This is a genomic window from Rothia koreensis (assembly GCF_004136575.1).
In the GTDB taxonomy this organism is placed as follows: Bacteria; Actinomycetota; Actinomycetes; order Actinomycetales; family Micrococcaceae; genus Rothia; species Rothia koreensis.
On record NZ_NOIQ01000023.1, the window covers coordinates 1 to 24,012 of the forward strand.

Consider the following 24,012-nt stretch of genomic DNA (forward strand, 5'->3'; position numbering starts at 1 on the left):
ACCCGTTCGGGGCCGATATTGCCGGGATCGGTGATTACGAGAACGAGAAGTTCCAGTATTTGAAGTCGCAGGGGTTCAACGCGTTTTTCAATGTGGATGCCTCGGTCCCGGCCTGGGGTCAGGCCGGAAGCAAGTACCTGCGTCAGGCCCGGATCAATGTGGACGGGATTTCGTTGAAGCACGCGATCGAGGGGACATCGCAGACGTTGAATGAGTTCTTCGACCCGCACACGGTCCTGGATCCCCAACGCCCCAAATCAATCTCCGGATAGGGGAACGTCGTCGTCCTCGCGGGAGAAAGCGCGGTGAGCAGCGCGAGCCCGGAGAGAATCTCGTCCGTCTGTCCGGACGGCGACTTCAAGCCTTGGGGCTCAGGACTTGTTCGATGCCCACCTGGTGGATTTCCTTCGGTACGGAAGCGGCAACGGCCGCGGCGTGACCAGCCGGACCGGGGATGATGCAAGCCCACAGTCCGTGGACCCTTGCGGAGGCGGCCTCGACCACCGGGTGCCATCGCAGGTCGCGGGTCGCCGTTGCGTCCTTCCACGGTGCGTGCACAATTCGCTCGCCCAGGAGAAGATCGTGCGGAGCATGATCCAGTCCCAGCCCGGCGGCCTTGAGCACCGCTTCCTTGAGAACCCAGCGGTCGATCCGCTCACGGGTGCCGGCGCAGGGATCCGCGGACGCGGACCATGGTGTCGGCCGCGGATCCGACGGGGCGACGTCGAGGGCGGCCGCTTCGACGGGGTGGAGCGCGTAGCGATCGAATCCGGCGAACAGTCGATCGGGAGCTCGGTTCTGCGCGTGGAGGTCTCGGATGCCCGGGCCGAGGGTGCCGGTGCAGCGGTCGTGTCCATCAGATGATTTTCGATTCGAGGTACCTTGAACTCACATGGGGTGCAGATACCCGTGTATTCGGAGCGAGACCGTTGCTGGATTGGCGATGGCGCACCGTCGTCACGAGGTCGCACGAATTCAGCCGTTGTCGCCGTCGAGCGCGGCGTAGACCACGTAGTTGTCCTCGAAAAGTCCGGAGGATGAGTCGTACCCGTCACAGGTGATCAGGCGCAGCTCAGGCCCATCGGTGTGGCCGTAGACCTCGGCGGTCGGGAAGTGGTCCTTGGGGTATTCCTGGCCTTTCGTGACCGTGAACCTCACTTCCGAACCGTCGTCCCGATCCACTGTGATCGTGTCTCCCGGTTTCAGCGTGCGGAGTTCGGCGAAGACTCCGGAGCCGCCCTCGGTGTCGTTGACGTGGCCGAGGAATACCGACGGTCCTGGCTTTCCGGGGACGGGAGACTGGTTGTACCAGCCGGCCGGCGACCCGGGGTCCCCCGGAGGGACTTCGAGCCGATGGTCCTTGTTCAGTCCGAGGCTGAGGGCAGAGGTGTCGACGCCGATCGAGGGGACCCGCAACGCGGTCGGACGGGATGCCTTCGCTCTCTGGTCCGAACCGGGTGGTGCGGTGGCTCCTGCCGTGCTGCTTCCGGATGACCCAGGCGATGGTCCGTCCCGGCCAGGTTGTGCTCCGCAGGCCGAGACCAGCAGGACGGCGGCAACCGCGGAGACTCTGAGGAATCCGCGGTTGCCGAATTTGGTATGACTCATGATGATGCTGTCGTCCGTGGTTCGGGATCAGGCCCGGTGGCGACGCAGCAGGTACACGGCCCCTCCACCGACTGCCGCCAGCCCGACCGCACCGGCGCCAATGCCTACTGCGGTCGAGGAGGTATCGGTTTTCTGGGTGACTCCGGTATCGGCGCCGCCCTCAGGGACATCGCCCATTTGCGAGGCGTTCAGGGTCCCGCACGCCGCAGGCAGGGTTGCCGCCAACGGCAACGAGTCGTCCAGCGGACTCATTTCCTGTTGGGCCGTCTGGCTCAGGTTCATGGGGTCAACTCCGTGCACAACCACGACCGCGGTCCTGTCCTTCAACGCCTGCTGGGTGGCATCGTCGACGTCAACCGTCTGGTGGTAGCTGTACGAGCTGCCACCGGGGAACCGGTCCACGGCCAGTGCCGAATCCGGGCTGGTGTCACCCGAAGTCGTCAGCGACGAGGCGATCATGCCGTAGGCCGGATGGGCTTCGGGCGTGCTGACTGCACCGTCACCGTTGTCGTCCATATCGGGCGTGGGGCAAGTTCCTGCGGCCCCGATGTGGATGTGCTGGGCATGGGGGAAGGGCCCGTCCTTGAATGTCTCGGCCGCGCCCTGGACGTTGACCGTCACGGTGGCCTTGTTTCCGTCGACCTTGACCGTGGCATCGCCGGTGGTGCCGCTGTTGTTCAGGGATTCCAGGTTCGCCATGGAGGTCCATGACCCTTGGGAACTGGAAGCGGATCCGCCGTCATGGCCATGACCTTCGTGGGCCGATGCAGGTGCCGCTGCAAGTGCAAGGGTTCCCAGCGCGAGGGCGGGAATGGTGAGAAATGTTGAGCGTCGCATCGTCGGTCTCCTCAATGTGTGATGCTTCGTCCGCCCTTCGATCGGGGCGTATACGTGAGGTTCGACACCACTTGATGCGTGGATGGGTGCCAACTCAATTTTTCCTGGGAATTTGGCACATTTCGCCGCAATGCGGTCTGTCTCGTTCCGAGGTGGCCGGATTCGGATGCCGCGCCCACACATCCAAGCGCGCGGCGGTACCGAATCAGAGGTATATCCCGCCCGGGGTCACACAGAAATGCCGCCCAGCGGACGAGTGGCGTGATCCGGGAGGAGGAATGCCCTGAGGGGCGAATGCTGCCGTCGTATGGGGCGCGCAGCACCACGAGAAGTTAGAGAGACCATGTGAGTTCTTCCTCAGCTACCCCGGGAGGCCGTCGTGGGGCATCGAAGAGAGGTGTGAACGATGCGGACGAGGCCCATCGGGCGTCCTTGGTCGCGCGAAGCGCCCAAGGGGACGATTCGGCTTTTGCCGACCTCTACGATGCCACCGTTTCGGTGGTCTATGGGGTCGTGATTCGTTTGCTCCGTTCCAGTGATTTGTCCGCCGAAATTGTTCAAGATGTGTATCTCATGGCGTGGCAGCAGGCGGCGAAATTCGATCCCGCTCGTGGAACCACCAAAGCCTGGTTGTCCACGATGGCCCACCGCCGGGCGGTGGACATGATCCGCTCCAGCACGCGACGTCGTGATCGCGAGGAGTACTACCAAGTCCGCGAGGGGGAAGGCGGTCCCGCAGACCAGACATGGGACGGCGTCGAAAGTGCTTTGGACAGAGAGGACGTGGACTCGGGGCTGTCTCAACTGAGCCCCGTCCAGCGGCAGGCCTTGGAGTTGGTTTATTTCCGGGGACTGACCCATCAGCAAATGGCCCATTACCTGAGGATCCCGTTGGGGACAGCGAAATCCAGGATCAGGAACGGGCTGGTCACTCTCCGGGCAGTATTGGGGGAACAGTGCTAGATCACAGTACGGAAGGGGCTCATCGGAGTGGCGACGTCCATTCGGACGCTGCACTGTACGCTGTTGATGCCCTCGAGCCAGAAGAAGTGCGTGCGTTCGAAGCGCACTTGGGCACGTGTTCCAGGTGCCGGGAAGAAGTCAGCTCCTTCCAGAGAACCGCCGAAGGGCTGGCCGAAGCGGTGGCGGTGGAACCGCCCGCGGAGTTGAAGGCACAAGTCTTCCGTGCGATTGGCCGTGATTCCGGGCGAGAAACCGACAGGGACCAGAAACGAACGCGCCACCCCGACCGCAATTCCGAGACCGATTCATCGGCCACGCTGTACAGGCTCGAGACGGCGAAAGCTCGTCGCAACCGCTGGCTGCTCGCGGCGGCCGCGGTCATCCTGGCGCCCGGCCTGGCCCTGGGCGGCTGGAGTCTCGGCCATCAGGCCGGGAACGACGGCCAACAGGTCACCGCAGAGCGGCAGCAGGAGCAACAACGTCAGGATGATCTGTTGGCCGCTCCGGACGTGGCCGTGAAACACATCAGTCAGGAAGGGGCCTCTGCCACGGTGGTCGCCTCCCGCGAACGGACCGACGCCATGTTTGTCGGGTCGAACTTCACGGACCCGGGGCAGGGCAAGCAGTATCAGCTCTGGCTGATGAAAGATGGCAGCCCCGTGCCTGACAAGACCTTCAACGGTGGCGACTCCAGCGTTTGGTTGACCGGAAATGTGGGCGACGCCGACGCCGTGGCCGTCACGGTCGAGCCAGAGGGGGGTTCCAAGGCTCCGACGAGCGACGTGATGATGTCTACCGAGATCTAGACGGGCAGTCCCGCCAGGGCTCATTCATCGGGGGCGTCGCGGAATGAGGCGCGAAGCTCGGCCACGAACGTCGTGGGTGTCTCCAGCATCGGAAAGTGTCCGCCGCGGTCCAGGACGTTCCAGTGGCGGAGGTCGACGAAGCGTCGTTCGACCCAGGACCGGGGAAGTTTGCGCAGCTCTTCGGGAAATACGGACACCGCGGTGGGAACCGTGACCGGAGTGGTCATGTCCAGGCCCGAACCGTTCCGGGCGCTTTCCCAATACAGGCGGGCCGAGGAAGCACCGGAGGCGCTGAACCAGTAGAAGGCGACGTTGTCGAGCAGGCGCTGCTGCGATACCGCATTCTCCGGGTGGCCCTGGCAGTCGGCGGCATCGTGAAACTTCTCGATGATCCAGGCCAATTGAGCGGCCGGTGAATCGACGAACCCGTATCCGATGGTTTGAGGTCTCGTGGATTGAATCGCCGCGTAGCCCATGCCTGTACGCCGGAATTGTGTTTCATGGTCCAGCCAATCGCGCTCGGTGGCGGTGAGCTCATCGTCGGAGAATCCGCTGGGACGGGTCGCGTGAGGAACGGTCGTGTGCATCATGGCGACCCGATCGGGGTGATGTATCGCCAGAGTGATCGTGACCATCGCGCCCCAGTCGCCCCCTTGGGCGAGGAAACGCTCATAACCGAGGCGAGCCATGAGTTCGGCCCAGGCGTCGGCGATCCGGCGAAGATCCCAACCAGGAGTGCTGGGTTTCCCTGAGAACCCGAACCCGGGGAGAGAGGGCAGAACCACGTGGAATGCGGGTTCATCGTCCGGCGGGTTGACCAGATCGTCGACCACATCCAGGGCTTCGACGACCGAGCCGGGCCACCCATGAGTGATCAGCAGAGGGCGCGCATCTGCGCGTGAAGACCGGACGTGCAGGAAATGGATGTCCAGGCCATCAATCTCAGTGGTCCACTGGCCGAGGCCATTCAGCTCGGCTTCCAGACGACGCCAGTCATGATCGTGCAGCCAGTACTGGCACAGTTCGTGGACATACGTCAGCGGGATGCCCTGTGCCCACTCATCGTGGCTGCCGAGCACCGTCTCGTGCTCCGGAAAACGCGAGGCACGCAGACGCGAGTGAAGATCGTCGATCGCCTCGGTAGGAACGTTCAGGGCAAACGGCACGATACCCGTGTGATCGGTGGCGCGCTGGTCTGCAGTCATTGTCTGCCTCCTGTGCTCTGTTCTGAATGTCTTGTCAATGCGTGGTCATCAGCGATGACCTGTTCCATCACCTCGGTCGGCTTCGGTGACGGGCGCCCCTCGGCCTCGGCATATGCGCAAGCGAGATTCGCGTACACACGAGAGGCGTGTGCCCAGTTCCGATAAGGGCCAAGATCGATGTCCTGATAGGCCGCTTCCAGCGGAATACCGGCCGCCTGGGAACGCCTCGCGTGGTCCTGGACGAGCGAGAAATAATCGCGCACCTCACGAACACCCTCCTGGTCCGTGACAGAACCGTGCCCGGGGACCACGACGTCCGGAGCGAGGGCCAGGATTGTCTCGCACGCTTGGATCTGACCCGAAATGCTGGCCCAGGAGATGGGCGTTGTGCGATGGAATATGATGTCGCCGGCGAATACGACGCCGTCGTGCGGTACGTGGACGATTGCATCACCGGGCGTGTGCGCAGGTCCGACCTCGACCAGATGTACCGCGATGTCTCCGAGGGAGATCGTCCGCGATCCGGCAAATGACTCGTTGGGCTCCTCTCGGGTCCAGGCGGTGTAATCAAAAGTCTCGGCTTGCCCACGTGCCCATGCGCCCGCCGCGGTATCCGGTTCCACGAGATCCGGAAGTGAGTCCGGATCCGGTGTCGAGCGCATCTCTTTGACCGCGGCGTCGGTCGCGATGATTCGACCCGCGTCGAAGACGCCGTTGCCTGTCCAGTGGTCGAGGTCGTGATGCGTATTGACGATCGTGGTGTGTGCGGGATCTCGGCTGCCGAAGCATTGGTCGAGGGCTGCTCGCATGGCCCGGGCCATACGCATGTCATTCTGCGTGTCGATGACCAGCACCTCATCTCCCGCTCTGACAACGCCGGAATTGCTCAGGCCCCAGCCGCCAGGGGGCTCCAACCAGGCGTAACAATGGTCGGCCACGCGATGCAGGCCCTCTGTGTAGCTAGTGCGATCAATGTGGTTCACCATGTGCTCCCAACTCCAACGATGTGGTTGCAGTCTATGTTGCTCGCGGGGTGAAATACAACCACACCGTTGGAGTTGGTATACTTGTCTCCATGGCTTGGGATACCGAAGGAACACGGAGGCGGCTCAAAGAGGCGGCAACAGTCGAATTTGCCGCGCACGGCCCCGACGGCACGTCCATGGCGCGCATCGCCGAACGCGCAGGAATCAACAAGGAGCGCTTGTACAACTATTTCGGTGACAAGCGGGCGTTGTTTCATACCGTGCTCGCTGACGAACTCGCTCGGCTGTCCGCATCGGTGGTTCCCCCTGAAGGCGGAGATTTCGAGCGGGTTGGCGAATTCGCGGGGAGGACCTACGACTACTACGCCGACCACCCCGATCTGGCGCGGCTCTTGCTCTGGGAGGGGCTCGCAGACGGGCCCATCGCGGATGAGGCGAACCGTACGGAGCATTACCGACGGAAGGTCGCGGCTTACAGTGCGGCCCAGGACAACGGGGCTGTGGGGACTGCTATTCCCGCCGATCACCTGGTGCTCTTGGTGATCGGCTTGGCCGCATGGTGGTTTTGTGTTCCCCAACTCGCGCAGATGCTCACCGGCACTGGCCCGGACAATGACACCGAGCAGCAACGGCGTCGGGCCACGGTGGTGACTGCCGCACAGAACCTGGCCACGGCGGAGAGCACTCCCGGTAACGCCGGACGATGACCCCACCCCACCGGCGACGGTGATGGCGTACTACTGTTCCGCCGTCCTGGCCTGAGCTGGCCATCCTGGTCGGAGCTGGCCGCGTGCGTTGTTAGACCAACGCCACGGGTTCTTCTGCGGCGTAGGCCCTGCGAAGGGTTCCGAAGAAGGAATCGTCCTGAGCCAGGCGTACTTCTCCGATCCGGGATATCGGGATTCCGGGCGTCGTCGAATTCATGGATACTGCCGACCATCGATCGCTCAGGTCGGCACGACGGATGCTACGGATTTGCTGGGCCACACCCAGGAGGCGAAGTTGGCGGCGGATGACCTGCATCGTGATGCCCGGGAGGTACTCGGCGTTCGGCCAGGTCACGGTCTCGCCGTCCCAAAAGGCGAGGTTCCACGTCGTCGCCTCGCTGAGCCTGCCGTCCCGGCCTTCGAACGCAGTGTCGTCGAAGCCGAGCGATGCCGCCTGACGCGCGAAGAACCTCGCCAAGCTGATTTCTCCGGCATGTTTTACGTCCGGGAGGTACCTCTCGTGCCCCGCCACATCGAGGGAGAGAGGGCCATCTGGTGGAGATGCCGGTCCAGCCATTCTCACGAAAACGTCGAGGCCCGGAGGGGTTTTGGCGCGGCTCGGTGTGATGAAACAGAACATCGATGCGGAGTCGCCGTCGAATGCGGTGAGTGCCGTACGAAGGCAGCCTAGGATTGTCTCGTCGGGGAGGTGCAAGCCAAAGAGGGTGTCGCTGTTCCGACGCAGACGGTCAAGATGGAGGTCCAGGCCGCGGACGGCGGTGTCGCGTACTTGCATCGCCGTGAAATGGGCATCGCCCGAGAACGCCACTGCCGCAAGTGTCGAGGCAGAAGCAGGCGAACCATTGAGGTGGATCAAGTGGCTTGTCATGGGGCGATCGCTCTTTGTCTGGGCGCCGGGGGGGGGTGCGGCGGCGGTCAGATTTCTCCCCACCGATAGCCGCGGGATCTGAATGCCTCGGCGACGTCGTCCTTCTTGCCTTCGACGTCGCCCTTGAAGGCCTGGTGCCCACCTTCGGTCAGGATGGTGAGCTCTCCGCCGTCGAAGTAGGCGGTCGAGAACGACGCACGTGAGATGCGCAGGGGATGATCCTCTTGTCTGCCGACGACGATCCCTTCGTCGTCGATCCGCAACGGCGTCGTCATCCCGCAGATCACGAACGCAGCAATGATTCCGAGCACCGCCCCGATGATCGGGCGCGCGACCACGACCCACGGCTGGTCGAACGCGCTGAGCTTCTCGATGATGTCGCCGAACGGGATCGGGAATCGTGCCGCGAAACCGCCGATGGCCGGGAGGAAAAAACCGAGGGCAACCCCGATGGCCACGCAGCCCACGCTGATGATCGCGATGTCCGCGCGGCTGAGGGCGAATACCACCGAGTTCGCCGATGCGCTCCCGCCGTCGCTATCGGTCGTCGTCACGTTTCCCCCTCCATAGTGGCGCTCGTCGCGGAGTGTGCTCCACAACGGTGTCACGACGAACCATACCCATAGTCCGGCGGTGGTTGACAACGATCCTTGCAAAGGATTCCGACGACGCCGGCCCACGTGACCGGCGGACAACCGACCTTGCGCGAAGCCGCCGTCGTCGATTCGATGTTCCCTCTCGAGGCTGTTCAGCCCGTCTCCGCCTCGGTGTACACCACCAGGGAGACGTTGCGGCTCGAAGGTACCTGAAAGGTCGTGTAGTTGCAGACGACGATGCCCCGGCCTTCCACCTGAAGCCGCCACGAACCGTAGGCTTTCTCATACGGTTCGTACCGCGACCACAAGTATCGGAACGCGGAGCTGTTGTCCCATGCGGTGCGAAGAGCTTCGAGCAGCTGAGGCGTCGGAATCGACCTGGCCAGGGCCAGATGCGTCAGCCCGACCACTTCTCGGGCTTTGTCGGACCAGTCGACATACACCTGAAGACTCTGTGGATCGGCGAAGATGTAGGTGAGCAGCGAGAGATCGAAACCGTGACCGGGGTCAGGTGCTCCGTCGGGGAACAGGATCCCGGCGGTCGCCGGGGCAACTCCCCGAATCGTCAGGTCTTCCGTGAGAACGTGCAGCATCACCGGATCACGCAGCTGGTTCCCCAGACCGCGCAAAATGTGCTCCGCATGGGTGACTGTCGCCGTGTCCTCCTCAGCGCCCTGCTCCGGACCGGGGGTCGCGAGGGCCTGGATGTACCGGGACTCCAGTTCACTGAGCTGGAGAACTTCCGACAGCGAACTCACCACCGAGGCGGAAGGGTGGGCCGCCCGACCCTGTTCGAGCTTCGTGTAGTACTCCGTGCTGACCCCCGCGGCCCAGGCGAGCTCTTCACGGCGGAGACCGGGTACCCGACGCGGCGTGCCCGCGTCGACAACCGGCCAGCAAGGGTCCGGGTCGATGCGGGCACGACGCGTGCGGAGAAAACCGGCCAGCGCCGTACGTCGATACTCTTCAGAGGCGCGTACGGGCTCCTTCCGAAAGAAGGTCGGTTGCGTGAGATTCCGAGAGGGCATCAGTTGAGCTGACCACTGATGGCCGCCGTGAACTGTTCCATGTCCTCTGGAGTCCTCGAGGTGATCAGGGCGAACCCGTTCGTCTCGTCAACCACCACGGGCTTGTCCACCCATGCGCCGCCGGCGTTGTTCACGTCGGTGCGCAGGGAAGGAAACGACGTGAGGGTTTTCCCGACCACGAGGTCCGCTTCCACGATCAGCCACGGTGCGTGGCAGATCGCCGCTATTGGTTTGCCCGCTGTCGCAAAGGCTTTCACCAGTCGCTGAGCGTGATCCTCCTGCCGCAACGCATCGGCGTTGATTGTTCCTCCCGGAACGATCAGAAGGTCGAACTCACCCGCCTGGGTTTCAGAGAGCAACGCATCGGAGGGAACCAGTGCGCCCGAGTCGTGATCCATGACCAGGGTCTGGATCGATTCGTTCTCCGGGGTAGCGACCGTCACGCGATGGCCGTTCTCCTCCAGATACTCCTTGGGCTTGATGAGCTCGTCTGTTTCCACACCGTATGAGGTGGCGATGACGAGGATCTTCTTCGGATCGCTCATGATGTAACTCCTTCTCTGGGTGGCCGAGGCCGACCTCTTCGTCCGCGGAGAATCGCCTCAGAAGTCGATTTCATGGTAGTGGTGCTCTTCGTACTGGGAATTGAGGTAGTCGTTGACCGTTGCGTCGAAGTGCTTCCAGTGTGTCGTCTGCGCATGTGCATCGAGGTCCTCCTGGGTGTCCCAATGCTCGATGAGGTTGTAGGACAGAGGCTCCGCGACATTCCGGTGCAACTGGTACAGAGTGCAACCCTGCTCCTTGTTGGACTCAACAACCATGTTGTGGAGGAGCTTGACGAAGGCGCCCTCGTGTTCCTGCTTGACGTCGAAGAAAACGTTGAGAATGACCATGTGGGAATCTTCCTTCACTTCGTTCGTGAGGCAACTGATGAATTCTCATCAGCTCTGACACCATCCACACAACCAGCCGGTGGATCATTGCGCCTGGCCTTGTCAGTACCAGGCTCGTCGGAGTCACAGGGTTGACTTGGGCGGTCTGCGTGCGGCGGCCGCGACCCGTCGGCCTAGTCGAATCGGCGTTTCGCAAGCGCCTTCGCATTCTCGCGGGGCGCAACGATGTGGGTCAGGACGAGCACGAGTGCTGATCGGTCGCCGTGTGCCCGGGTGGTCATGATGAATTTCCCGAATGTCGTGGAGTGGTGACGGTCAGCAGGAAAGCGCGGAGCAGTCCGCGCCGATAGGTCTCGAAGTCCAGCGGCGGGTCGGCGTGCAGCCATTGAGTGGCGCGCTCGATGGATGCCCGGATCATGATCGCAACGGTTTCGGCGTCGAATTCTTCGAGCTCCCCGGATTCCTGCCCCTCACGCAGGATGGACGTCAGCGCATCGAGGACAGGCTCCTGCTCGCGCAACGACGTCGGTGCCTGCCCCGACCGAGTCGGTAGGTGCGGTCCGATCTCGGTGAGGGCGGCGACCTGGCGAGGACGATTCCGAAGGTACTCGAGATTGGCGTCCATATAGGCGCGCAGGCGGTCCACCGCGGTTTCGGTACCCTGCATGCGCTCTCCCATGAATCGGGCGGCGTCTTCGTAGAGGACCTCGACAATCTGCGTGTGTCGTGCCATCGAGCTGGCGGATCCGGAATTTACCTGGACAGGTAATTTATGGCGTGATGAGTTGAATTTGTACAGAGTTGCGGCCGACCCTGGACGGCCGGCGGTCGGCGTGTGGGAGGATCGGGCCATGCGCATATTGGTGCTGGGCGGAACGGGATTTGTCGGACGACGCATCGTCGAGAGGCTGCATGATCGCGGGGACGACGTGATGGTGGTCCATCGGGGCCGCCGTCAGCCGGAACCTTGGGTTGCCGTGCGACACCTCCGCACCGATCGCCAGGACTTGCCGCGGCACCGCGACGTCATCCGCGATTTCGCCCCGGATGCGGTCGTGGATGCGTACGCCCTGACCGCCCAGGACGTTACGACGGCCCAGTCCGTGCTTCCCGAGGTCCCCACGGTGGTCCTCTCGAGTCAGGACGTGTACCAAGCATTTACGGGCCTGAGCACTGGGAAGTGCCTGTCTCCGGTCCCTCTGACGGAGGAGTCGGAGGTGCGCCGGGATCGCTACCCGTATCGCGGTTCCGGCTTGGAAGGCATACCCGAGGATTACGAGAAGCTCGACGTCGAGGCGCGCTGGATCGACCGCGGAGCCACGGTTCTGCGGTTGCCCATGGTCTACGGCCCCCACGACCGGCAACGCCGTGAAGACCTCGTGCTGCGGCGCATCCGGGCGGGACGTCGTCGGATGCCGGTCGGCGCCGGCAACCTGCTCTGGACGCGGGCCCATGTCGACGACGTCGCTACCGGCGTCCTCTCGGCCGTGGATATCCGCGCCGGGGATGGTCTGGCCATCAACCTGGGGGAGACCAGCACCGTGCCCATGGTCGAGTGGTTCGAACACATCGTGCGGGCGGCCGGTGCAGAGCTCGAGCTGGTCCGAGTTCCGGACGATGTTCTGCCGGCAGAGTTGGCGCTGACCGGATCTCCGCGGCAGCACATCCTGACGTCGTCCGCCCTGGCTCAGAGCCTCCTGTCCTGGGCGCCTGCCGACCCGGCCGTGCGAGTCGCGGAGTCGGTGAAGTGGCACCTGGACAATCCGCCCGACACGCCCTGGACCGACGATGATACGAAGGCCGACGACGAGGCCTTGAGTGCAGCCTCCTGAGTCGCAGGATCCCGGCCTTGACTTCGAGTGCTTGAAGGTTCTTACAGTCGGGGTATGAGCGCTGGACAGAAGGAGCGGAATTACACGATCCGCGAGGCCGCGGCTTTTTCGGGGTTGCCGGCAAGTACGTTGCGCTTCTATGAGGCGAGCCGAGTGATCCCCGCGGCCCGGCGGACCGACAGCGGTTACCGCACCTATACCCAAGCGGACATCGAGATGCTCACGTGGGTGGGGTGCCTTGCCGCGACCGGCATGCCCGTCGCCCGAATGAGGGAGTACGTCAACAACGGAACCATCGGACCTGTCTCGGCCGCCGAACAGCGGCGTCTGCTCGTGCAGCAGGACGAGCGGCTCGCCCGAGAGCAGCGTGTGCTCGAGCTGCGTCGTCGTTATGTGCAATTGAAAATCGAGTACTGGCAGGCCGTGGAAGGAGACCGGAAGGACGACGTCGAGCGGCTGGCCGTGGAGGCCGCAGAGGTGGGCGAATCACTCAAAGACCTCGAATCAGAGAATCACGCGGAGGACACTCGATGAAGGCATCGCTCGTCGCGGTGCCGGGAGGCGCTGTCGACCGAATCGGAGTGCCCCGGCGCGCCATTGCGGTCCTCATCCAAGCCACGGAACACTGACCCAAAGATCCGAAGACCCAAGGAGAAAACCATGGAATACACCCGCAGCGGCAACTCGAGCGCACAGGGCCCGTCCGAATACTTCACCGGCACCGTTTACATCGACGGCGTGCGCAACCCGGGCGAGGATTCGGCCATCGGGTGCGCGCACGTGCGCTTCACGCCAGGAGCCCGCACCGTGTGGCACACCCACCCGAAGGGCCAAACCCTGTACGTGACCGATGGGATCGGCCTGGTGGGAACGGAAAACGGTGTTCAGGAAATCCGTCCGGGCGATGTGGCAGTCATCGAGCCCGGCGAACGGCACTGGCACGGTGCCACCCCGGAGCGATTCATGGCCCACGTCGCGATGCAGGAAGCGGACGAGAATGGCGAGGTGGTGACCTGGCAGGAGCCGGTCGCCGATACCGACTACACCCAGACGCCCGCATGAGGCAGGGCAACGTGGACGGTAGCAGTGACGCGCCCACGGTGGAGGATCTGCTCGCGGCGTTGCGCGCGGGCGAGACGATCAAGGGCGGCTCGCCGTTGCACGGTCTCATGCACGAGGCCAGCCAGCGAGCACTCCGCATTACCGCGGAAATCAACGGCAGCTACCACGACCCGGTCGAACTGCGTCGCCTCATGAGCGAGCTCGGTGGGGCGAATGTACCCGAAACGTTCATGCTGTTCCCGCCGTTCCGCACGGACTTCGGGCAGAACACGACGTTCGGGGAGCGCACATTCGTCAATTCCGGGTGCGCCTTCCAGGACCAGGGCGGCATCACCATTGGTGACGACGTGCTCATTGGCCACAACGCCGTCATCGCGACCCTCAATCACGGTGCGAGTTTCGAGGAACGCGCCGACATGCACCCCGCGCCCGTCGTCATCGGCGACCGGGCGTGGTTGGGCTCCAACGTCACCGTCCTCCCGGGGGTCACGATCGGCGCGGGCGCCATTGCGGCCGCCGGAGCGGTCATCACCAAGGACGTCGCCCCCGGAACCACGGTCGCGGGCGTCCCGGCGAAACCTGTGTCGGCGTAGGGGACCGCTGGAGGCGGCCCGGGTGATCAAGGACATTGACTGAACTCTCCTGGTCGGACGGCACTCCCAACGCAGGTCGCGCAGGGCAGACGGGGCGCACGGCCCGAAGGTAGCCTCGGGGTATGAGCGAATCCACGGACACCGACGTCATCGTCGTCGGCGGCGGGCTCGTCGGCCTGGCCGCTGCGGCGTTTCTTGCTCAGCACGGAGTGAGGACCACGGTGTTCGAAAAGCACCCGACGACGTCCATCCATCCCAAAGCCCGCCTGGTGACGGTACGCAGTATGGAGCTCTACCGTTCGTTGGGTATCGAGGAGGAGATCCGCGCCGCGGGTGATCAGGGCAATGGGTTCGTGATCGGTCAGACCTTGTCCGACGATCTGTCCACGTGGATCGCGCCTCCGGCGGAAGACGTCGAGTCCGGGAACCTGAGCCCGACAAGCCCCTATTCCTGCGATCAGCAGGTTCTGGAGCCCCTTGTGCTGAACGCCGCGCGGCGGTTCGGCGCAGAGGTCGAATTCGATTCCGCCGTTCTCGGGCTCGCCGAACGTGCAGACCACGTGGAGGCAACCGTCCGCCACGCTGGACAGGAGCGAATCGTCAGCGCCCAATTCGTGATCGCCGCGGACGGAGCAGGCAGCGCCATACGTCGGCACCTGGGCATCAGCATGTCCGGAACCGAGGTTCCTGGGAGGTCCGTCAGCGCGGTATTTCGCGCCGACCTGTCACCGGCCCTTCGCGGGCGGTTCGTCGATGCCGTGTTCTGCCGTGCGGCCAGCACGTTTCTCTTCGCCAGGGGAAATTCCGGTGATCGACGCTGGCAGATGGGTACCTACGTGCGTCCGGACTGGGAGGGTCGACCCACCGAGGACCTCACTGATGAGCTGTCCGGCCTCCTGCGACAGGCCACCGGCCTCTCTGACCTGGAGCCCGACTTCGACGACGTCGCAACGTGGAGTACCGGGGCCTTCGTCGCTGATCGGTTCCGGTCCGGCCGGATCGTTCTGGCGGGAGACGCCGCCCACATCATGCCTCCTTACGGCGGGATGGGTGGCAACACCGGGGTCCACGATGCCCACGATGCGGCCTGGATTCTTGCCGCGGTGATACGTGGGGACGCATCGCACCGGCTGCTCGACACGTACGAAAGGGAGCGTCGGCCCATTGATCAGGTCATAGTCGACCAGGCCCTTCTCCGTTCCCGGAAGTCCCCTGGTCAGAAGGAGGCCAGCGGAGAGATTGATGCCCTGACCCTCGCGTTGGGGCAACGCTACGGCGCTCCTCCTGGAGAGGAATTCGAAGATCCCCATGAGCCGAGCATGGCCGACGGGACCCGGGCCCCACACCTGACGTGGCGTGACGGGAGAAGCGTGCATGACCTTCTGAGTCGGCGGCAATTCACCGCGATCGTCGACGGGCCCATCACGAGAACCGACTCCCGTGCGGAATTCGTGGCATTGGGAAGGGGAGACGTTGCCACGGGACAGAGGGACCTCTGGGCCAACACCTACGGGCGGGCCGTGGGCCATCTCGTTCGACCGGACGGGGTTCTGGCTGGAGAATTCGAGGCGCTGGACGATGTGCCGGGGCTGATCGATCGGGCGCTGCACATACGCTGACTCCGACATCCCGGCCAATGTCGCGTTCCGGCGGCCGTCCCTTCCTCCAGGGGATGTTTTCGAATGAAAGCGAAAAGTCGAGCAAACACCTGTTATAATAATCGGCCACAATTCCGACAAGAATATATCGGTGGGTGCTGATATCCTGGATTGATGCAGAAAACCTCGACGCCTGAAGACGATCGTTCGTCATATGCAACTGACAGCAATGCATCCGTTGCCAGTAACAGTTCAGAATACCGAAAGTCCGGCGCGCGTTCCGTGCGTCCGCGAATTATTTCCCTCGATGTTATTCGGGGAATAGCCGTCAGCAGCATCCTGCTGGTCAACGCACCAAGCATTCTCGAGGTCGACGCGTACACGGCGCCGGGGCATCCAGTTTTCGTGCGACACCTCCTGGATATCTTTGTCCAAGAGCGGTTCTTCCCCATCTTCTCGTTCCTCTTCGGCATCAGCTTCGCCATCGTCCTGGTCGGGGCGATGGAGCGCTCGACGCGTCCACGGTTGGTGCTGTTCCGCAGGCTGCTGGCCCTGGCGCTTCTCGGAGCCGTGCACCAATTTCTGCAACCGGGAGAGGCCCTGTTGCCGTACGGCCTGTGCGGTCTCGTCCTTCTGCTTCCCCTGAGTTGGGTGCCTCGACGGATGGCCTCCTGGATCTGTGCCGTGGTGGGGGCCGTTCTGCTGCTCGGAGCACTTTTGTTGAGTGGTGGCGGACTGACCCTCGTTCCTGGCCTCATAGTTCTGGGTTACTCGGTGGGTCTGACGGACCTGATTCGCCGCGCCGAAACGGCGACAAAAACCAACAGCATTGTTCTTCTCGTCGCGGCGGTGGTCTCCGTGATTGGGCTTGTTCTCAGCGAAAACAATGTTGAAATGCGTGCGGACACTCGTTTTTCCGCGGGCTTGGGGCTCGTTATGGCGATCGGCTACTGTTCGCTGGTCCTGCTTTTGTTGAAAACCCCGATTCGACCCGTGCTCCGGTCTGTTTTTGCCCCGCTGGGACGAATGGCATTGACCAATTATGTTTCCGCCACGGTGGTGATAATTTTGGCGGCCCCGCTCTTCAGGGCGGTTGGAGTCGGTCCTGCCAGCGAGTCCGGGTGGTGGCTGCTTGTTCTGGGCTGCGTCGTCATTATCGCCCTCCAGTCCGTCATTTCGGCGTTCTGGCTGAGGGCGTTCTTGTATGGCCCCCTGGAATATCTGTGGCGCGCCGTGACCTGGTGGAAAAAACCGGCCTTCGTGCGCAGGGACCCGATCGCCAAGTGATTCCTGTGGTCGTGTCGGGTGATGCGGTCGCGGGAACCGGATCACCCGGCCATGCGGGCGCCAAGAACCACGTGCGCCGAGTTGTGCCCGAAGCCCGGTGGAGGGCTGCGCCCAAGCACGCTGGGTGTGCCGTGATGGACTGTGGACATGGCTGATGGCTGACGGTGGTGCGATCAGCGGACTGGTTTTCGGAAGGCTGCGACAGTCCGGAATTACTTGGCGTTTCCGAGGTCGCGATCGTCGGCATCCCCAGTCAGCATCAAAGTGACCTCTTCGAGGGTTGTGAACTTGCCAGCGCTATCGAGTTGGGCGAAGACGTAGACCTCTTGCTTCGTCAGCGAGCCGTCGTTCTTGAAGACGGTGACAACATGCCGATCTGCATATCGAGTACCCGAGACGAATTCATCCAAAACCTCTATCTCGACTGACTGCACAACTGACCTGAGGTGTCGGATGTGCTCCAGAAATCCGGCTCTGTCATCCCATGATCCGTTGGTTCGTTGTTTGTAGTCTTCTGCGAAATGTCGTCGAGCTACGGCCTCGAGATCCTCATCCGTGTTGAGGAGATCGTGCAGCGCAGAACAGATATCGGTCATGGCGACATTTTAGCTTTCGCTCGTTGGCTGGAGACGCAGCCACAGTGCGACCGACCGGGGCATGTGGCACGAGCCGGTCCCGAAGCTCTCGACCCGATAGGGGTGTACCCCACTGTTCGTCGGCGAACATGGGGCGTCGTTCTCGTGCGGCTGTGACCCCACCGGAATCGTCATGGAACGGTCACCGAAGGAGCCGCATCTGGTTCTCACTCCGCAATATTCGGCTGCTATCACTCTGCAATAATTTTTCGATTCAATACTGGTCGGTTGTTTATTTCTCGCGCGGCAACCCGGGGAATTTACGATACTGAAGCGTACATTTACTTGATAGTAACTGAAACATTGTGTAACAACCATTGTTTTCCGCCTGATCGTGGGCTGAACTAGGTGACGTGGAACACCAAAAGGGTGGGCTGCGGATAACACTGATGAAAGGTGAAAACTATGTTCGCTGCAAATGTTGTCGATGCTGTGCAGGATCTCCCGATCGTCGGAGATGTGGTCAATGGTGTAGTCAACGCAGTGGGTGACCTTGCGGATCCCGTGCTCGGACTGGTTACCGGTCTGCTCGGCCTCGGAGGCTGATTCCAACCCTCTGTAACCGTACTTTGGTCGGGGCAGTCACCATGACGTGACTGCCCCGATTTTTGTCTACCGACTTTCGTTATTGATTATATTTGTTTGCTCATGTTTGAAGTGTCGGTATATCTTCAGGGCATATGTTCCCCAAGATTCCGATGAGTCTTGCGAAATGCCGCTGTCGCCCCGGCGGTCACGTGGCGGCGTCGTTGTTGTCTATCAAGCCTCTTGTGCGCTCACTGTTCGCCCCTGTACAGTTGTACAGTACAACCGTACGAAAGAAAGGGGGTCGAGGATCGTGACTAAACATGCGATGGGATTCCTCGCAGGAGTCATCATGCTCATCGCCGGTGCGGTGTTGTTCTTTCTCTTCCACGACATCGAGACGCCGATCATCGGGTTGCGGCAGGCTGGTTTGGTGATCGCGGTCTTGGGCGTCGTCGAGATCGTGGCGACGGCTTGGTCGAAGATCGCTGCGAAAAGCTGATGCCGTCTACCCGCATACTCGACGGGGTCGTGAATGTTCTCGCCGACCGTGGGTCGCACGCCCTGAGCATCCGCAGCGTCGCAGCCGAGGCAGGCGTATCGCCGGCGCAAGTGCAGTATTACTACAGGACCAGGGCCGAGCTGGTCCGAGCGGGCTTTGACCATGCCGGGGAGCAGTTTCTGGCTGATATTGCCGCTGCCCGTCCCAGCACGCTGATGGACGTCGTGGAGCAGTGGCTCCCGCTCGACTCCCGGCGAGATCACCGAGCTCGGGTCTGGCTCGCGTACGCGGCAATGTCCTCCGTGGACGAGCACCTGGCGGCCGAGTCGGCGAGGCTCGACGGGGAGCTGCGCCAATGGTTCATGAAGCAGGGCCTCTCGGAGGAGGCGGCCGCTCATCTTTTCGCGCTGATCGACGGCGTCACCGTCCAATGCCTCATGGTTCCGATGGCCGAGCGTCGGTCCCTGGTCGATCGCGCGCTGACTCCGCTCGTGACCGAACTCGAGAAGGGGCTCGACGGCGCGCGGCCGAGGTGAGGGACCCGTTGGCCATCGACGACCTGGGGTGCAGCTTGCGCCTAGGCGGTGTTCGAGTCGTCCTTGACCGGTACCGCGAGCCCGGTGATCAGGGTTTCGGGGTCGACGTCGGGCCCTGGCTCGGTGTCGTAGGCCTCCCAGAACGGCATGAGGGTTGTTCGCCCCTCGGATTCCACCTGATCGACGAAGGAGCGCCACGACTCGCCGAGTCCCTCGTACGGACCGACGTGTTGGGATATTGCCAGGGTGCAGGCGGGCAACTCGGACGGGACAATCCTGACATCACCGACCGTCATCGCTTCCGCGAGCGGATCCTCCACCGGAAAACCGGTTTCGAAAGTTGCCGTTTCGTCGGGCACGGATTCGTAGCGTGAGAATGCCGGACCCGCGGGACGGAACGCCCCCTGCTGCATGGCCTCTCCGAGTGCACGGTACGCCCGGTCCATTGCCTCGGGCATCCGGGACACGGGCAGTTCACTGAAGCGAACGACCACGGTTCTCGAACCGGGGAAATCAATGTATTCGGGCTTCGGGACATTCATGGCAGGCTCTCCTTGCGCCGGTTAGGTGCAGTCTATGGCCCGAAACCCGCGGCGGCTAGTGCTTGCCGTGGTCCTCCTGGGCCTGTATGGCCGTAATCGCCACGGTGTTGACGATGTCATCGACCGTGCAACCTCGCGAGAGATCGTTGACCGGTTTCCGCAGTCCCTGAAGGACCGGCCCGACCGCCACGGCACCCGAGGACTGCTGGACCGCCTTGTACGTGTTGTTGCCCGTATTCAGGTCAGGGAAAACGAACACTGTGGCATGCCCGGCCACCTGGGAATCAGGCAATTTGGACTTCGCGACGGAGGCGTTGGTTGCGGCGTCGTACTGGATGGGCCCCTCGACCTCGAAGTTCGGGGCCGAAGCACGCACGATGTCGGTGGCCTCGCGGACGCGGTCGACGTCCTGACCCGAGCCCGAGCCGCCCGTCGAATAGGAAAGCATCGCAACCTTCGGATCGACGCCGAACTGGCGGGCGGTATCCGCGCTCGCCTTGGCAATGTCGGCCAGTTGGGCGGCGTCGGGATTGGGGTTGACCGCGCAGTCTCCGTACACAAGGGCACGATCCTCGAGGAGCATGAAGAACACCGACGACACGATCTTCACGCCTTCCTTGGTCTTCACGAATTCGAGCGCGGGCCGAATGGTGTTGGCGGTGGTGTGCGCGGCCCCCGAAACCATGCCGTCGACATGCCCCAGCTGGACCATCATGGTTCCGAAGTACGAGCCGTCCAGCATGCGCTCCTTGGCCTGCTCGATCTCTACCCCTTTGTGGGCCCTGAGCTTGGCATACTCGGCCGCGTACTCGTCCCGCAACGGGGACGTTTCCGGGTCGATGAGCCGGACCTCGCCCCGGCCCGGGTTCTCTCCGTCGACGAATCCGAGGTCGATGCCCTCGGACTGCGCGAGTTCTCTGACCTTCGATGCCCTGCCGAGGATGGTGACGTCGCAGAAGTCGCGGCGGACAATGATCTCGGCAGCACGCAGGATTCTGATGTCCTCGCCCTCGGGGAGGACGACGCGGCGCCTGTTCGAGCGAGCCTTCTCGATCAACTCGTGCAGGAAACGCAAGGGAGTCATGCTTGCGGGCCGAGGGAGGTCCAGCCGACCGAGCAGCTCCTTCTCATCGACCGTTTTCGACCACTCGCCCATGGCGGCCGCGATCTTGCGCGGGGCCCCCGCACGAAGTTCGCCGTGCACCGAGCCCACCGCCTGGGCCGCAGAGAACGTGTCTCCCGCGGTGCGAAGGATCGGGAAGGGCGCGGCCGAGATCAAAGCCTGGGTCGCGGCGTTGACGTGCAGATCGCCCGAAAGCAGGACCCCCGAAGGGACCGGGAAAGAGGGGGAGAGGGCCGAGGCGAGGGTTGCCATGACCACGTCCGAGCGATCGGCCGGGGTGATCACGAAATCCCCGTCGGCCATCTGCTCCAGGAAATTTCCGACCGTCATCGCCGCGACCTTGACCGCCTGGATGTCGCGGTCCAAGGACACCTCCACGCCGTCTGCCTCGAGCTCCAACTCGTGCACGACCTCGGCGACCGTCGGTTGGGAAATGGCCGGCGTCTCCGGGACGACGTACACATGACCACCGCGGCGCCCGGCGGGGACCCGCTCCTCCACTTCCGAGGCCATCTCCGGGTCGACCCGGTTGACGATGATGCCCAGAAGGTCGGTCTTGGCCGCGTGGAGCTCGGCGCGCGTGACCTCCACGGAATTGACGATGTTCTCCACGCTTCCCGCCTCGGCGGCCGAGATCACGGCCAACACGGAACACCCCATGTTGTTCGCCAAACGGGCGTTCATATCGAATTCGGCGGTCGCCGCGTTGTGGGCGAGCAGGTCGGTGCCGTCCACCACGACGACGTCGAACTGCTGACTCATCTCCGAATAGATGGACAAGGAGATATTGACCAATTCGTTGAGGTCTCCCGAGGCCAGGAGCTCCCTGCACCGGGCGAGTGACACGCCGCCACGAGCAGACGCGGAGTCCAGATCGAAGGTCTCCCTCATGAGCCTGATGCGCGGGTCCGTGTCCACGGAATCGGTTTCGAAGACCGGGCGGAAGTAGCCGACCGAATCCGCTCGGCGGATCAGGGAATCAGTGAGACCCAAAGCGATGAGGGTCTTGCCCGCCCGAGGCGTCATGGCATCGAGAAAAATACCGGTGGACATGGGTTTTCCTTCCCTGAAGCGATCGCCGTCGACACCAATTTTAGGCGGGCTCGCCTCGGGGCGGTACGTGGTCCCCCTCATGTGGAAGGAACAGCGCATTGCTATGCGGTTCTGTCCTCCGGGCGCAGTCAGTGGCATTCTGGAACCATGTTGTTTGCATTCTCGGTCGCCCCGTCCGGCGGCGACTCACCCGACGCCTCCGTCCACGACGCCGTCGCCGCGGCCGTCCGTATCGTTCGCGATTCCGGACTCCCGCATCGCACCGACGCCATGTTCACCACCATCGAGGGCGACTGGGACGAGTGCATGGACGTCATCAAGCGGGCCACGGAAGCGGTGGGAGAGTACGGAACGCGAGTCTCCCTGGTCCTGAAGGCCGACATTCGACCCGGACACGACGGCGAACTGACGGGGAAGATCGAGCGACTCGAAAGGGCACTCGAGGGCGAAGAATGACCTTCGTCTGCGACGGAAAGTTCTTCCTTTCGCCCGCCGGTCCCGAAGACACGTCTGCCTACGCCCGGGTGCATGTGAGCGCGCTCGGGGCCTCCTACCGGGACATCATCGGTCCCGATTTCGGGTCACGCATGCGAGAACACGCGGACGAGATCGCCGCCGAGGATCGACAGTATCTTGCCCAACCGGACGCGACCGGTTTCATTGCGTGGTCGAACCCGTCCCTGGACGAGACCAATGACTACGGGTGCTGCGCCGTGGGCGCGGACCCGGACCTGTGGTTCCGTCCAGTAGGGATCGCCCTGTCCGCCGACGCCGGCCCTCTCGAATCCTGGGAGAAGGACATCGGCGCCGCTCCGATCGAATCCCCGGCAGGCCTGCGACTGCGCAAGCTCATCAATCTGTACATCCTCCCCGAAGCCCAGAACGAGGGCCTGGGGTCCGAGCTGTTGCGGGCGGCGTTGCCCACCGACGACCCCGCGTTCCTCTGGATCATCAATGGCAATGCAGCGGCCGCGCGCTTCTACCGCCGGCACGGGTTCCGTGATCTGGGCGAGGTCTTCGAGGCCGAAGGAGCGTGGGCACCGTCGACGACGGGGCGCATGGTCCGTGGCCTCGAGGGTTCATGACGCGTTCCGGATGATGCACGCCCCTGTGCTGCTTGGACCTGTTCCGACGCGGGCCGTATCAGCCTGCGCTGCGCCCTGACCCCGTCCACGTCTGCCGCTCCAGGCCGCTGAGGAGCAGGTCCAACCCGGCGATGAATTCGGAACGGTGGTCCAAGAGCCCCACGACCCCGAGGACCGAGTGGATGAACGGGTACTGGTCAGGATCGGAGGCCTCCCACTCGCGGATCTGTTCTCGGGCGCCGGCCTCTCTGTCCTGTTCGGCGGCCAGTTCCTTGATGCCTTCCGAGATCTCCGCGCCCATGCCCGTTGCGTAATTGATGGCGGCGACCGACGCGTGGAACTGCTCCGACGGCGTCAGTTCCATGCGCATGATCTGCTGACCGGCGGTCTCCCAGTAGAGGAACGCGTTGCGTCCGTCGGGGCCGGCCTTGATCAGCTGTCCGGCGAGCCAGGGATGCTTCATCATCTGCGCGAAGAGGCAGAGGATCAGGCGCCTGATCTTGAAAAGAGCGTCTTTGGTCTGTTGGCTCGTTCTGGGGTCCGGCTCGGGCACAGGGAATTCCGCGAAGTCGCGCGGGCTGGAGCTGCCGGACGAATCCAGGGCCTGGTTCTCGCGCAAGGACCGGCCGATCACCTCGTCCGCCGCGAGTTCCATGAGTTCGTCCTTGCCGCTGGCGTACCAGTAGAGGCTCGCGACGCCGCTGTCCAGTTCGGCCGCGAGACCTCTCAGGGTCAGTTTCTCCGATCCCTCGCGGTCAAGGGTCGCGATGGCCGTTTCGAGGATTGAGTCCAAGGACAACGACGCCCGCCGGCGTGCGTTCGCGCGGCCGGCGCCTCGACCCGATCCCCCGGCGGAACCTCCGCGGCCCCCTCCGCGCGCGTTGGACTCCTGGGCCGTGCGACGGGCATTCCGTTGAGCATTTCTCATTGCATTCAGCCGGACTTCGCGCTGGTGCGCGGACTCGGCATTGCTTCGTTTCCGGGGATCCGGGCGGGGTGTGGGCGGCGTCATTCCTCAAAATCTACGCAGGACCTTGCGCACTATCAAACACCGTTCTATTCTCGAACACAGTTCGATCATCGAACAACGTTCTATATCTCGAACGAGGTTCGATCCAATG

At 63.2% G+C, this 24,012-nt stretch carries 29 protein-coding genes and 1 pseudogene; 16 read left to right on the top strand and 14 right to left on the bottom strand.

Annotated features, from left to right (window positions below; translation table 11 throughout):
• Positions 1-272, top strand: a pseudogene (locus EWU68_RS13075) (polysaccharide deacetylase family protein); the annotation flags it as partial.
• Between the two features lie 280 nt (positions 273-552).
• Positions 553-864, top strand: a complete 312-nt coding sequence (locus tag EWU68_RS13355) for a hypothetical protein (RefSeq protein WP_238692442.1) — start codon at positions 553-555, stop codon at positions 862-864.
• Between the two features lie 111 nt (positions 865-975).
• On the opposite strand, the gene EWU68_RS11580 is transcribed toward EWU68_RS13355, so the two are convergent.
• Together EWU68_RS11580 and EWU68_RS11585 are read right to left on the bottom strand one after the other, a co-directional pair.
• Positions 976-1,608, bottom strand: a complete 633-nt coding sequence (locus tag EWU68_RS11580) for a class F sortase (protein WP_129316291.1) — start codon at positions 1,606-1,608, stop codon at positions 976-978.
• A gap of 27 nt (positions 1,609-1,635) precedes the next feature.
• Positions 1,636-2,445: a hypothetical protein gene (locus EWU68_RS11585; protein WP_129316292.1), complete on the bottom strand. Its 810-nt coding sequence runs from the start codon at positions 2,443-2,445 to the stop codon at positions 1,636-1,638.
• 399 nt (positions 2,446-2,844) lie between these two features.
• Here EWU68_RS11585 and EWU68_RS11590 point away from each other — a divergent pair, with 399 nt between their 5' ends.
• Both EWU68_RS11590 and EWU68_RS11595 read left to right on the top strand, forming a co-directional pair.
• Positions 2,845-3,408: a sigma-70 family RNA polymerase sigma factor gene (locus tag EWU68_RS11590; protein WP_238692443.1), complete on the top strand. Its 564-nt coding sequence runs from the start codon at positions 2,845-2,847 to the stop codon at positions 3,406-3,408.
• Positions 3,402-4,214 carry an anti-sigma factor gene (locus EWU68_RS11595; RefSeq protein WP_156265510.1) on the top strand — a complete coding sequence of 271 codons (813 nt, stop codon included), beginning with the start codon at positions 3,402-3,404 and terminating at the stop codon, positions 4,212-4,214. The genes EWU68_RS11590 and EWU68_RS11595 overlap by 7 nt, the downstream gene beginning before the upstream one ends.
• Before the next feature lie 20 nt (positions 4,215-4,234).
• Here EWU68_RS11595 and EWU68_RS11600 read toward each other — a convergent pair whose 3' ends face one another.
• A complete protein-coding gene (locus EWU68_RS11600; RefSeq protein WP_129316294.1) occupies positions 4,235-5,419 on the bottom strand; it encodes an epoxide hydrolase family protein in 1,185 nt (394 codons plus the stop codon).
• Complete coding sequence (locus tag EWU68_RS11605; RefSeq protein WP_129316295.1) at positions 5,416-6,405, bottom strand: MBL fold metallo-hydrolase; 990 nt, start codon at positions 6,403-6,405, stop codon at positions 5,416-5,418. Before EWU68_RS11605 ends, EWU68_RS11600 begins: the two co-directional genes overlap by 4 nt.
• Before the next feature lie 89 nt (positions 6,406-6,494).
• Here EWU68_RS11605 and EWU68_RS11610 point away from each other — a divergent pair, with 89 nt between their 5' ends.
• Entirely contained in the window at positions 6,495-7,112 is a 618-nt protein-coding gene (locus EWU68_RS11610) for a TetR/AcrR family transcriptional regulator (protein ID WP_129316296.1), read from the top strand.
• Positions 7,113-7,203: 91 nt separating this feature from the next.
• On the opposite strand, the gene EWU68_RS11615 is transcribed toward EWU68_RS11610, so the two are convergent.
• The 6 genes from EWU68_RS11615 to EWU68_RS11640 form a co-directional block, all read right to left on the bottom strand.
• On the bottom strand, positions 7,204-8,001 hold the full coding sequence (locus EWU68_RS11615; RefSeq protein WP_129316297.1) for an aminotransferase class IV: 798 nt from the start codon (positions 7,999-8,001) through the stop codon (positions 7,204-7,206).
• 47 nt (positions 8,002-8,048) lie between these two features.
• Positions 8,049-8,555 (bottom strand): YqeB family protein, encoded by a 507-nt coding sequence (locus EWU68_RS11620; RefSeq protein WP_129316298.1) that lies wholly within the window; start codon positions 8,553-8,555, stop codon positions 8,049-8,051.
• A gap of 194 nt (positions 8,556-8,749) precedes the next feature.
• Complete coding sequence (locus EWU68_RS11625) at positions 8,750-9,625, bottom strand: MmyB family transcriptional regulator (protein WP_129316299.1); 876 nt, start codon at positions 9,623-9,625, stop codon at positions 8,750-8,752.
• Positions 9,625-10,170, bottom strand: a complete 546-nt coding sequence (locus EWU68_RS11630; protein WP_129316300.1) for a type 1 glutamine amidotransferase domain-containing protein — start codon at positions 10,168-10,170, stop codon at positions 9,625-9,627. Before EWU68_RS11630 ends, EWU68_RS11625 begins: the two co-directional genes overlap by 1 nt.
• A gap of 57 nt (positions 10,171-10,227) precedes the next feature.
• Entirely contained in the window at positions 10,228-10,518 is a 291-nt protein-coding gene (locus EWU68_RS11635) for a putative quinol monooxygenase (protein WP_129316301.1), read from the bottom strand.
• 277 nt (positions 10,519-10,795) lie between these two features.
• Complete coding sequence (locus tag EWU68_RS11640) at positions 10,796-11,251, bottom strand: TetR-type transcription factor C-terminal domain-containing protein (protein WP_129316302.1); 456 nt, start codon at positions 11,249-11,251, stop codon at positions 10,796-10,798.
• Positions 11,252-11,369: 118 nt separating this feature from the next.
• Between EWU68_RS11640 and EWU68_RS11645 the strand changes: the two genes are divergently transcribed.
• The 6 genes from EWU68_RS11645 (at position 11,370) to EWU68_RS11670 (ending at position 16,890) form a co-directional block, all read left to right on the top strand.
• Complete coding sequence (locus EWU68_RS11645) at positions 11,370-12,350, top strand: NAD-dependent epimerase/dehydratase family protein (RefSeq protein ID WP_129316303.1); 981 nt, start codon at positions 11,370-11,372, stop codon at positions 12,348-12,350.
• Between the two features lie 54 nt (positions 12,351-12,404).
• Positions 12,405-12,884, top strand: coding sequence for a MerR family transcriptional regulator (locus EWU68_RS11650; protein ID WP_129316304.1), 480 nt, complete (start codon positions 12,405-12,407; stop codon positions 12,882-12,884).
• Positions 12,885-13,010: 126 nt separating this feature from the next.
• Positions 13,011-13,412: a (R)-mandelonitrile lyase gene (locus EWU68_RS11655; protein ID WP_129316305.1), complete on the top strand. Its 402-nt coding sequence runs from the start codon at positions 13,011-13,013 to the stop codon at positions 13,410-13,412.
• A gap of 11 nt (positions 13,413-13,423) precedes the next feature.
• Positions 13,424-14,005, top strand: coding sequence for a DapH/DapD/GlmU-related protein (locus tag EWU68_RS11660; protein ID WP_238692444.1), 582 nt, complete (start codon positions 13,424-13,426; stop codon positions 14,003-14,005).
• A 122-nt stretch (positions 14,006-14,127) separates the two neighbouring features.
• Positions 14,128-15,624 (top strand): FAD-dependent oxidoreductase, encoded by a 1,497-nt coding sequence (locus tag EWU68_RS11665; RefSeq protein WP_129316307.1) that lies wholly within the window; start codon positions 14,128-14,130, stop codon positions 15,622-15,624.
• A 153-nt stretch (positions 15,625-15,777) separates the two neighbouring features.
• The gene (locus EWU68_RS11670) at positions 15,778-16,890 is read left to right on the top strand and encodes a DUF418 domain-containing protein (RefSeq protein WP_129316308.1); all 1,113 of its coding nucleotides are present in this window, start codon (positions 15,778-15,780) and stop codon (positions 16,888-16,890) included.
• Between the two features lie 212 nt (positions 16,891-17,102).
• On the opposite strand, the gene EWU68_RS11675 is transcribed toward EWU68_RS11670, so the two are convergent.
• Positions 17,103-17,486, bottom strand: coding sequence for a nuclear transport factor 2 family protein (locus EWU68_RS11675; RefSeq protein WP_129316309.1), 384 nt, complete (start codon positions 17,484-17,486; stop codon positions 17,103-17,105).
• A 444-nt stretch (positions 17,487-17,930) separates the two neighbouring features.
• On the opposite strand from EWU68_RS11675, the gene EWU68_RS13080 reads away from it, so the two are divergent.
• The 3 genes from EWU68_RS13080 to EWU68_RS11685 all read left to right on the top strand — a co-directional run bounded on the left by EWU68_RS13080 (position 17,931) and on the right by EWU68_RS11685 (position 19,088).
• Positions 17,931-18,071: a hypothetical protein gene (locus EWU68_RS13080; RefSeq protein ID WP_156265509.1), complete on the top strand. Its 141-nt coding sequence runs from the start codon at positions 17,931-17,933 to the stop codon at positions 18,069-18,071.
• Between the two features lie 292 nt (positions 18,072-18,363).
• Positions 18,364-18,552: a DUF5708 family protein gene (locus EWU68_RS11680; RefSeq protein ID WP_129316310.1), complete on the top strand. Its 189-nt coding sequence runs from the start codon at positions 18,364-18,366 to the stop codon at positions 18,550-18,552.
• A complete protein-coding gene (locus tag EWU68_RS11685) occupies positions 18,552-19,088 on the top strand; it encodes a TetR/AcrR family transcriptional regulator (RefSeq protein WP_129316311.1) in 537 nt (178 codons plus the stop codon). The genes EWU68_RS11680 and EWU68_RS11685 overlap by 1 nt, the downstream gene beginning before the upstream one ends.
• 41 nt (positions 19,089-19,129) lie before the next feature.
• On the opposite strand, the gene EWU68_RS11690 is transcribed toward EWU68_RS11685, so the two are convergent.
• Both EWU68_RS11690 and pta read right to left on the bottom strand, forming a co-directional pair.
• Complete coding sequence (locus EWU68_RS11690; protein WP_129316312.1) at positions 19,130-19,630, bottom strand: GyrI-like domain-containing protein; 501 nt, start codon at positions 19,628-19,630, stop codon at positions 19,130-19,132.
• Between the two features lie 55 nt (positions 19,631-19,685).
• Positions 19,686-21,806 (bottom strand): phosphate acetyltransferase, encoded by a 2,121-nt coding sequence (gene pta / locus EWU68_RS11695; protein WP_129316313.1) that lies wholly within the window; start codon positions 21,804-21,806, stop codon positions 19,686-19,688.
• A gap of 147 nt (positions 21,807-21,953) precedes the next feature.
• Here pta and EWU68_RS11700 point away from each other — a divergent pair, with 147 nt between their 5' ends.
• Together EWU68_RS11700 and EWU68_RS11705 are read left to right on the top strand one after the other, a co-directional pair.
• On the top strand, positions 21,954-22,262 hold the full coding sequence (locus EWU68_RS11700; protein ID WP_129316314.1) for a thiamine-binding protein: 309 nt from the start codon (positions 21,954-21,956) through the stop codon (positions 22,260-22,262).
• On the top strand, positions 22,259-22,891 hold the full coding sequence (locus EWU68_RS11705; RefSeq protein WP_129316315.1) for a GNAT family N-acetyltransferase: 633 nt from the start codon (positions 22,259-22,261) through the stop codon (positions 22,889-22,891). The genes EWU68_RS11700 and EWU68_RS11705 overlap by 4 nt, the downstream gene beginning before the upstream one ends.
• Before the next feature lie 58 nt (positions 22,892-22,949).
• On the opposite strand, the gene EWU68_RS11710 is transcribed toward EWU68_RS11705, so the two are convergent.
• Positions 22,950-23,903: a TetR/AcrR family transcriptional regulator gene (locus tag EWU68_RS11710; RefSeq protein ID WP_238692445.1), complete on the bottom strand. Its 954-nt coding sequence runs from the start codon at positions 23,901-23,903 to the stop codon at positions 22,950-22,952.
• Positions 23,904-24,012: the final 109 nt, after the last annotated feature.

Coding starts and splice junctions, on each gene's coding strand:
- EWU68_RS11580 (WP_129316291.1), bottom strand. CDS start 1,608: ATGAGTCATACCAAATTCGGCAACCGCGGATTCCTCAGAGTCTCCGCG.
- EWU68_RS11585 (WP_129316292.1), bottom strand. CDS start 2,445: ATGCGACGCTCAACATTTCTCACCATTCCCGCCCTCGCGCTGGGAACC.
- EWU68_RS11600 (WP_129316294.1), bottom strand. CDS start 5,419: ATGACTGCAGACCAGCGCGCCACCGATCACACGGGTATCGTGCCGTTT.
- EWU68_RS11605 (WP_129316295.1), bottom strand. CDS start 6,405: ATGGTGAACCACATTGATCGCACTAGCTACACAGAGGGCCTGCATCGC.
- EWU68_RS11610 (WP_129316296.1), top strand. CDS start 6,495: ATGGCTTGGGATACCGAAGGAACACGGAGGCGGCTCAAAGAGGCGGCA.
- EWU68_RS11615 (WP_129316297.1), bottom strand. CDS start 8,001: ATGACAAGCCACTTGATCCACCTCAATGGTTCGCCTGCTTCTGCCTCG.
- EWU68_RS11625 (WP_129316299.1), bottom strand. CDS start 9,625: ATGCCCTCTCGGAATCTCACGCAACCGACCTTCTTTCGGAAGGAGCCC.
- EWU68_RS11630 (WP_129316300.1), bottom strand. CDS start 10,170: ATGAGCGATCCGAAGAAGATCCTCGTCATCGCCACCTCATACGGTGTG.
- EWU68_RS11635 (WP_129316301.1), bottom strand. CDS start 10,518: ATGGTCATTCTCAACGTTTTCTTCGACGTCAAGCAGGAACACGAGGGC.
- EWU68_RS11640 (WP_129316302.1), bottom strand. CDS start 11,251: ATGGCACGACACACGCAGATTGTCGAGGTCCTCTACGAAGACGCCGCC.
- EWU68_RS11645 (WP_129316303.1), top strand. CDS start 11,370: ATGCGCATATTGGTGCTGGGCGGAACGGGATTTGTCGGACGACGCATC.
- EWU68_RS11650 (WP_129316304.1), top strand. CDS start 12,405: ATGAGCGCTGGACAGAAGGAGCGGAATTACACGATCCGCGAGGCCGCG.
- EWU68_RS11655 (WP_129316305.1), top strand. CDS start 13,011: ATGGAATACACCCGCAGCGGCAACTCGAGCGCACAGGGCCCGTCCGAA.
- EWU68_RS11665 (WP_129316307.1), top strand. CDS start 14,128: ATGAGCGAATCCACGGACACCGACGTCATCGTCGTCGGCGGCGGGCTC.
- EWU68_RS11670 (WP_129316308.1), top strand. CDS start 15,778: ATGCAGAAAACCTCGACGCCTGAAGACGATCGTTCGTCATATGCAACT.
- EWU68_RS11675 (WP_129316309.1), bottom strand. CDS start 17,486: ATGACCGATATCTGTTCTGCGCTGCACGATCTCCTCAACACGGATGAG.
- EWU68_RS13080 (WP_156265509.1), top strand. CDS start 17,931: ATGTTCGCTGCAAATGTTGTCGATGCTGTGCAGGATCTCCCGATCGTC.
- EWU68_RS11685 (WP_129316311.1), top strand. CDS start 18,552: ATGCCGTCTACCCGCATACTCGACGGGGTCGTGAATGTTCTCGCCGAC.
- EWU68_RS11690 (WP_129316312.1), bottom strand. CDS start 19,630: ATGAATGTCCCGAAGCCCGAATACATTGATTTCCCCGGTTCGAGAACC.
- pta (WP_129316313.1), bottom strand. CDS start 21,806: ATGTCCACCGGTATTTTTCTCGATGCCATGACGCCTCGGGCGGGCAAG.
- EWU68_RS11700 (WP_129316314.1), top strand. CDS start 21,954: ATGTTGTTTGCATTCTCGGTCGCCCCGTCCGGCGGCGACTCACCCGAC.
- EWU68_RS11705 (WP_129316315.1), top strand. CDS start 22,259: ATGACCTTCGTCTGCGACGGAAAGTTCTTCCTTTCGCCCGCCGGTCCC.
- EWU68_RS11710 (WP_238692445.1), bottom strand. CDS start 23,903: ATGACGCCGCCCACACCCCGCCCGGATCCCCGGAAACGAAGCAATGCC.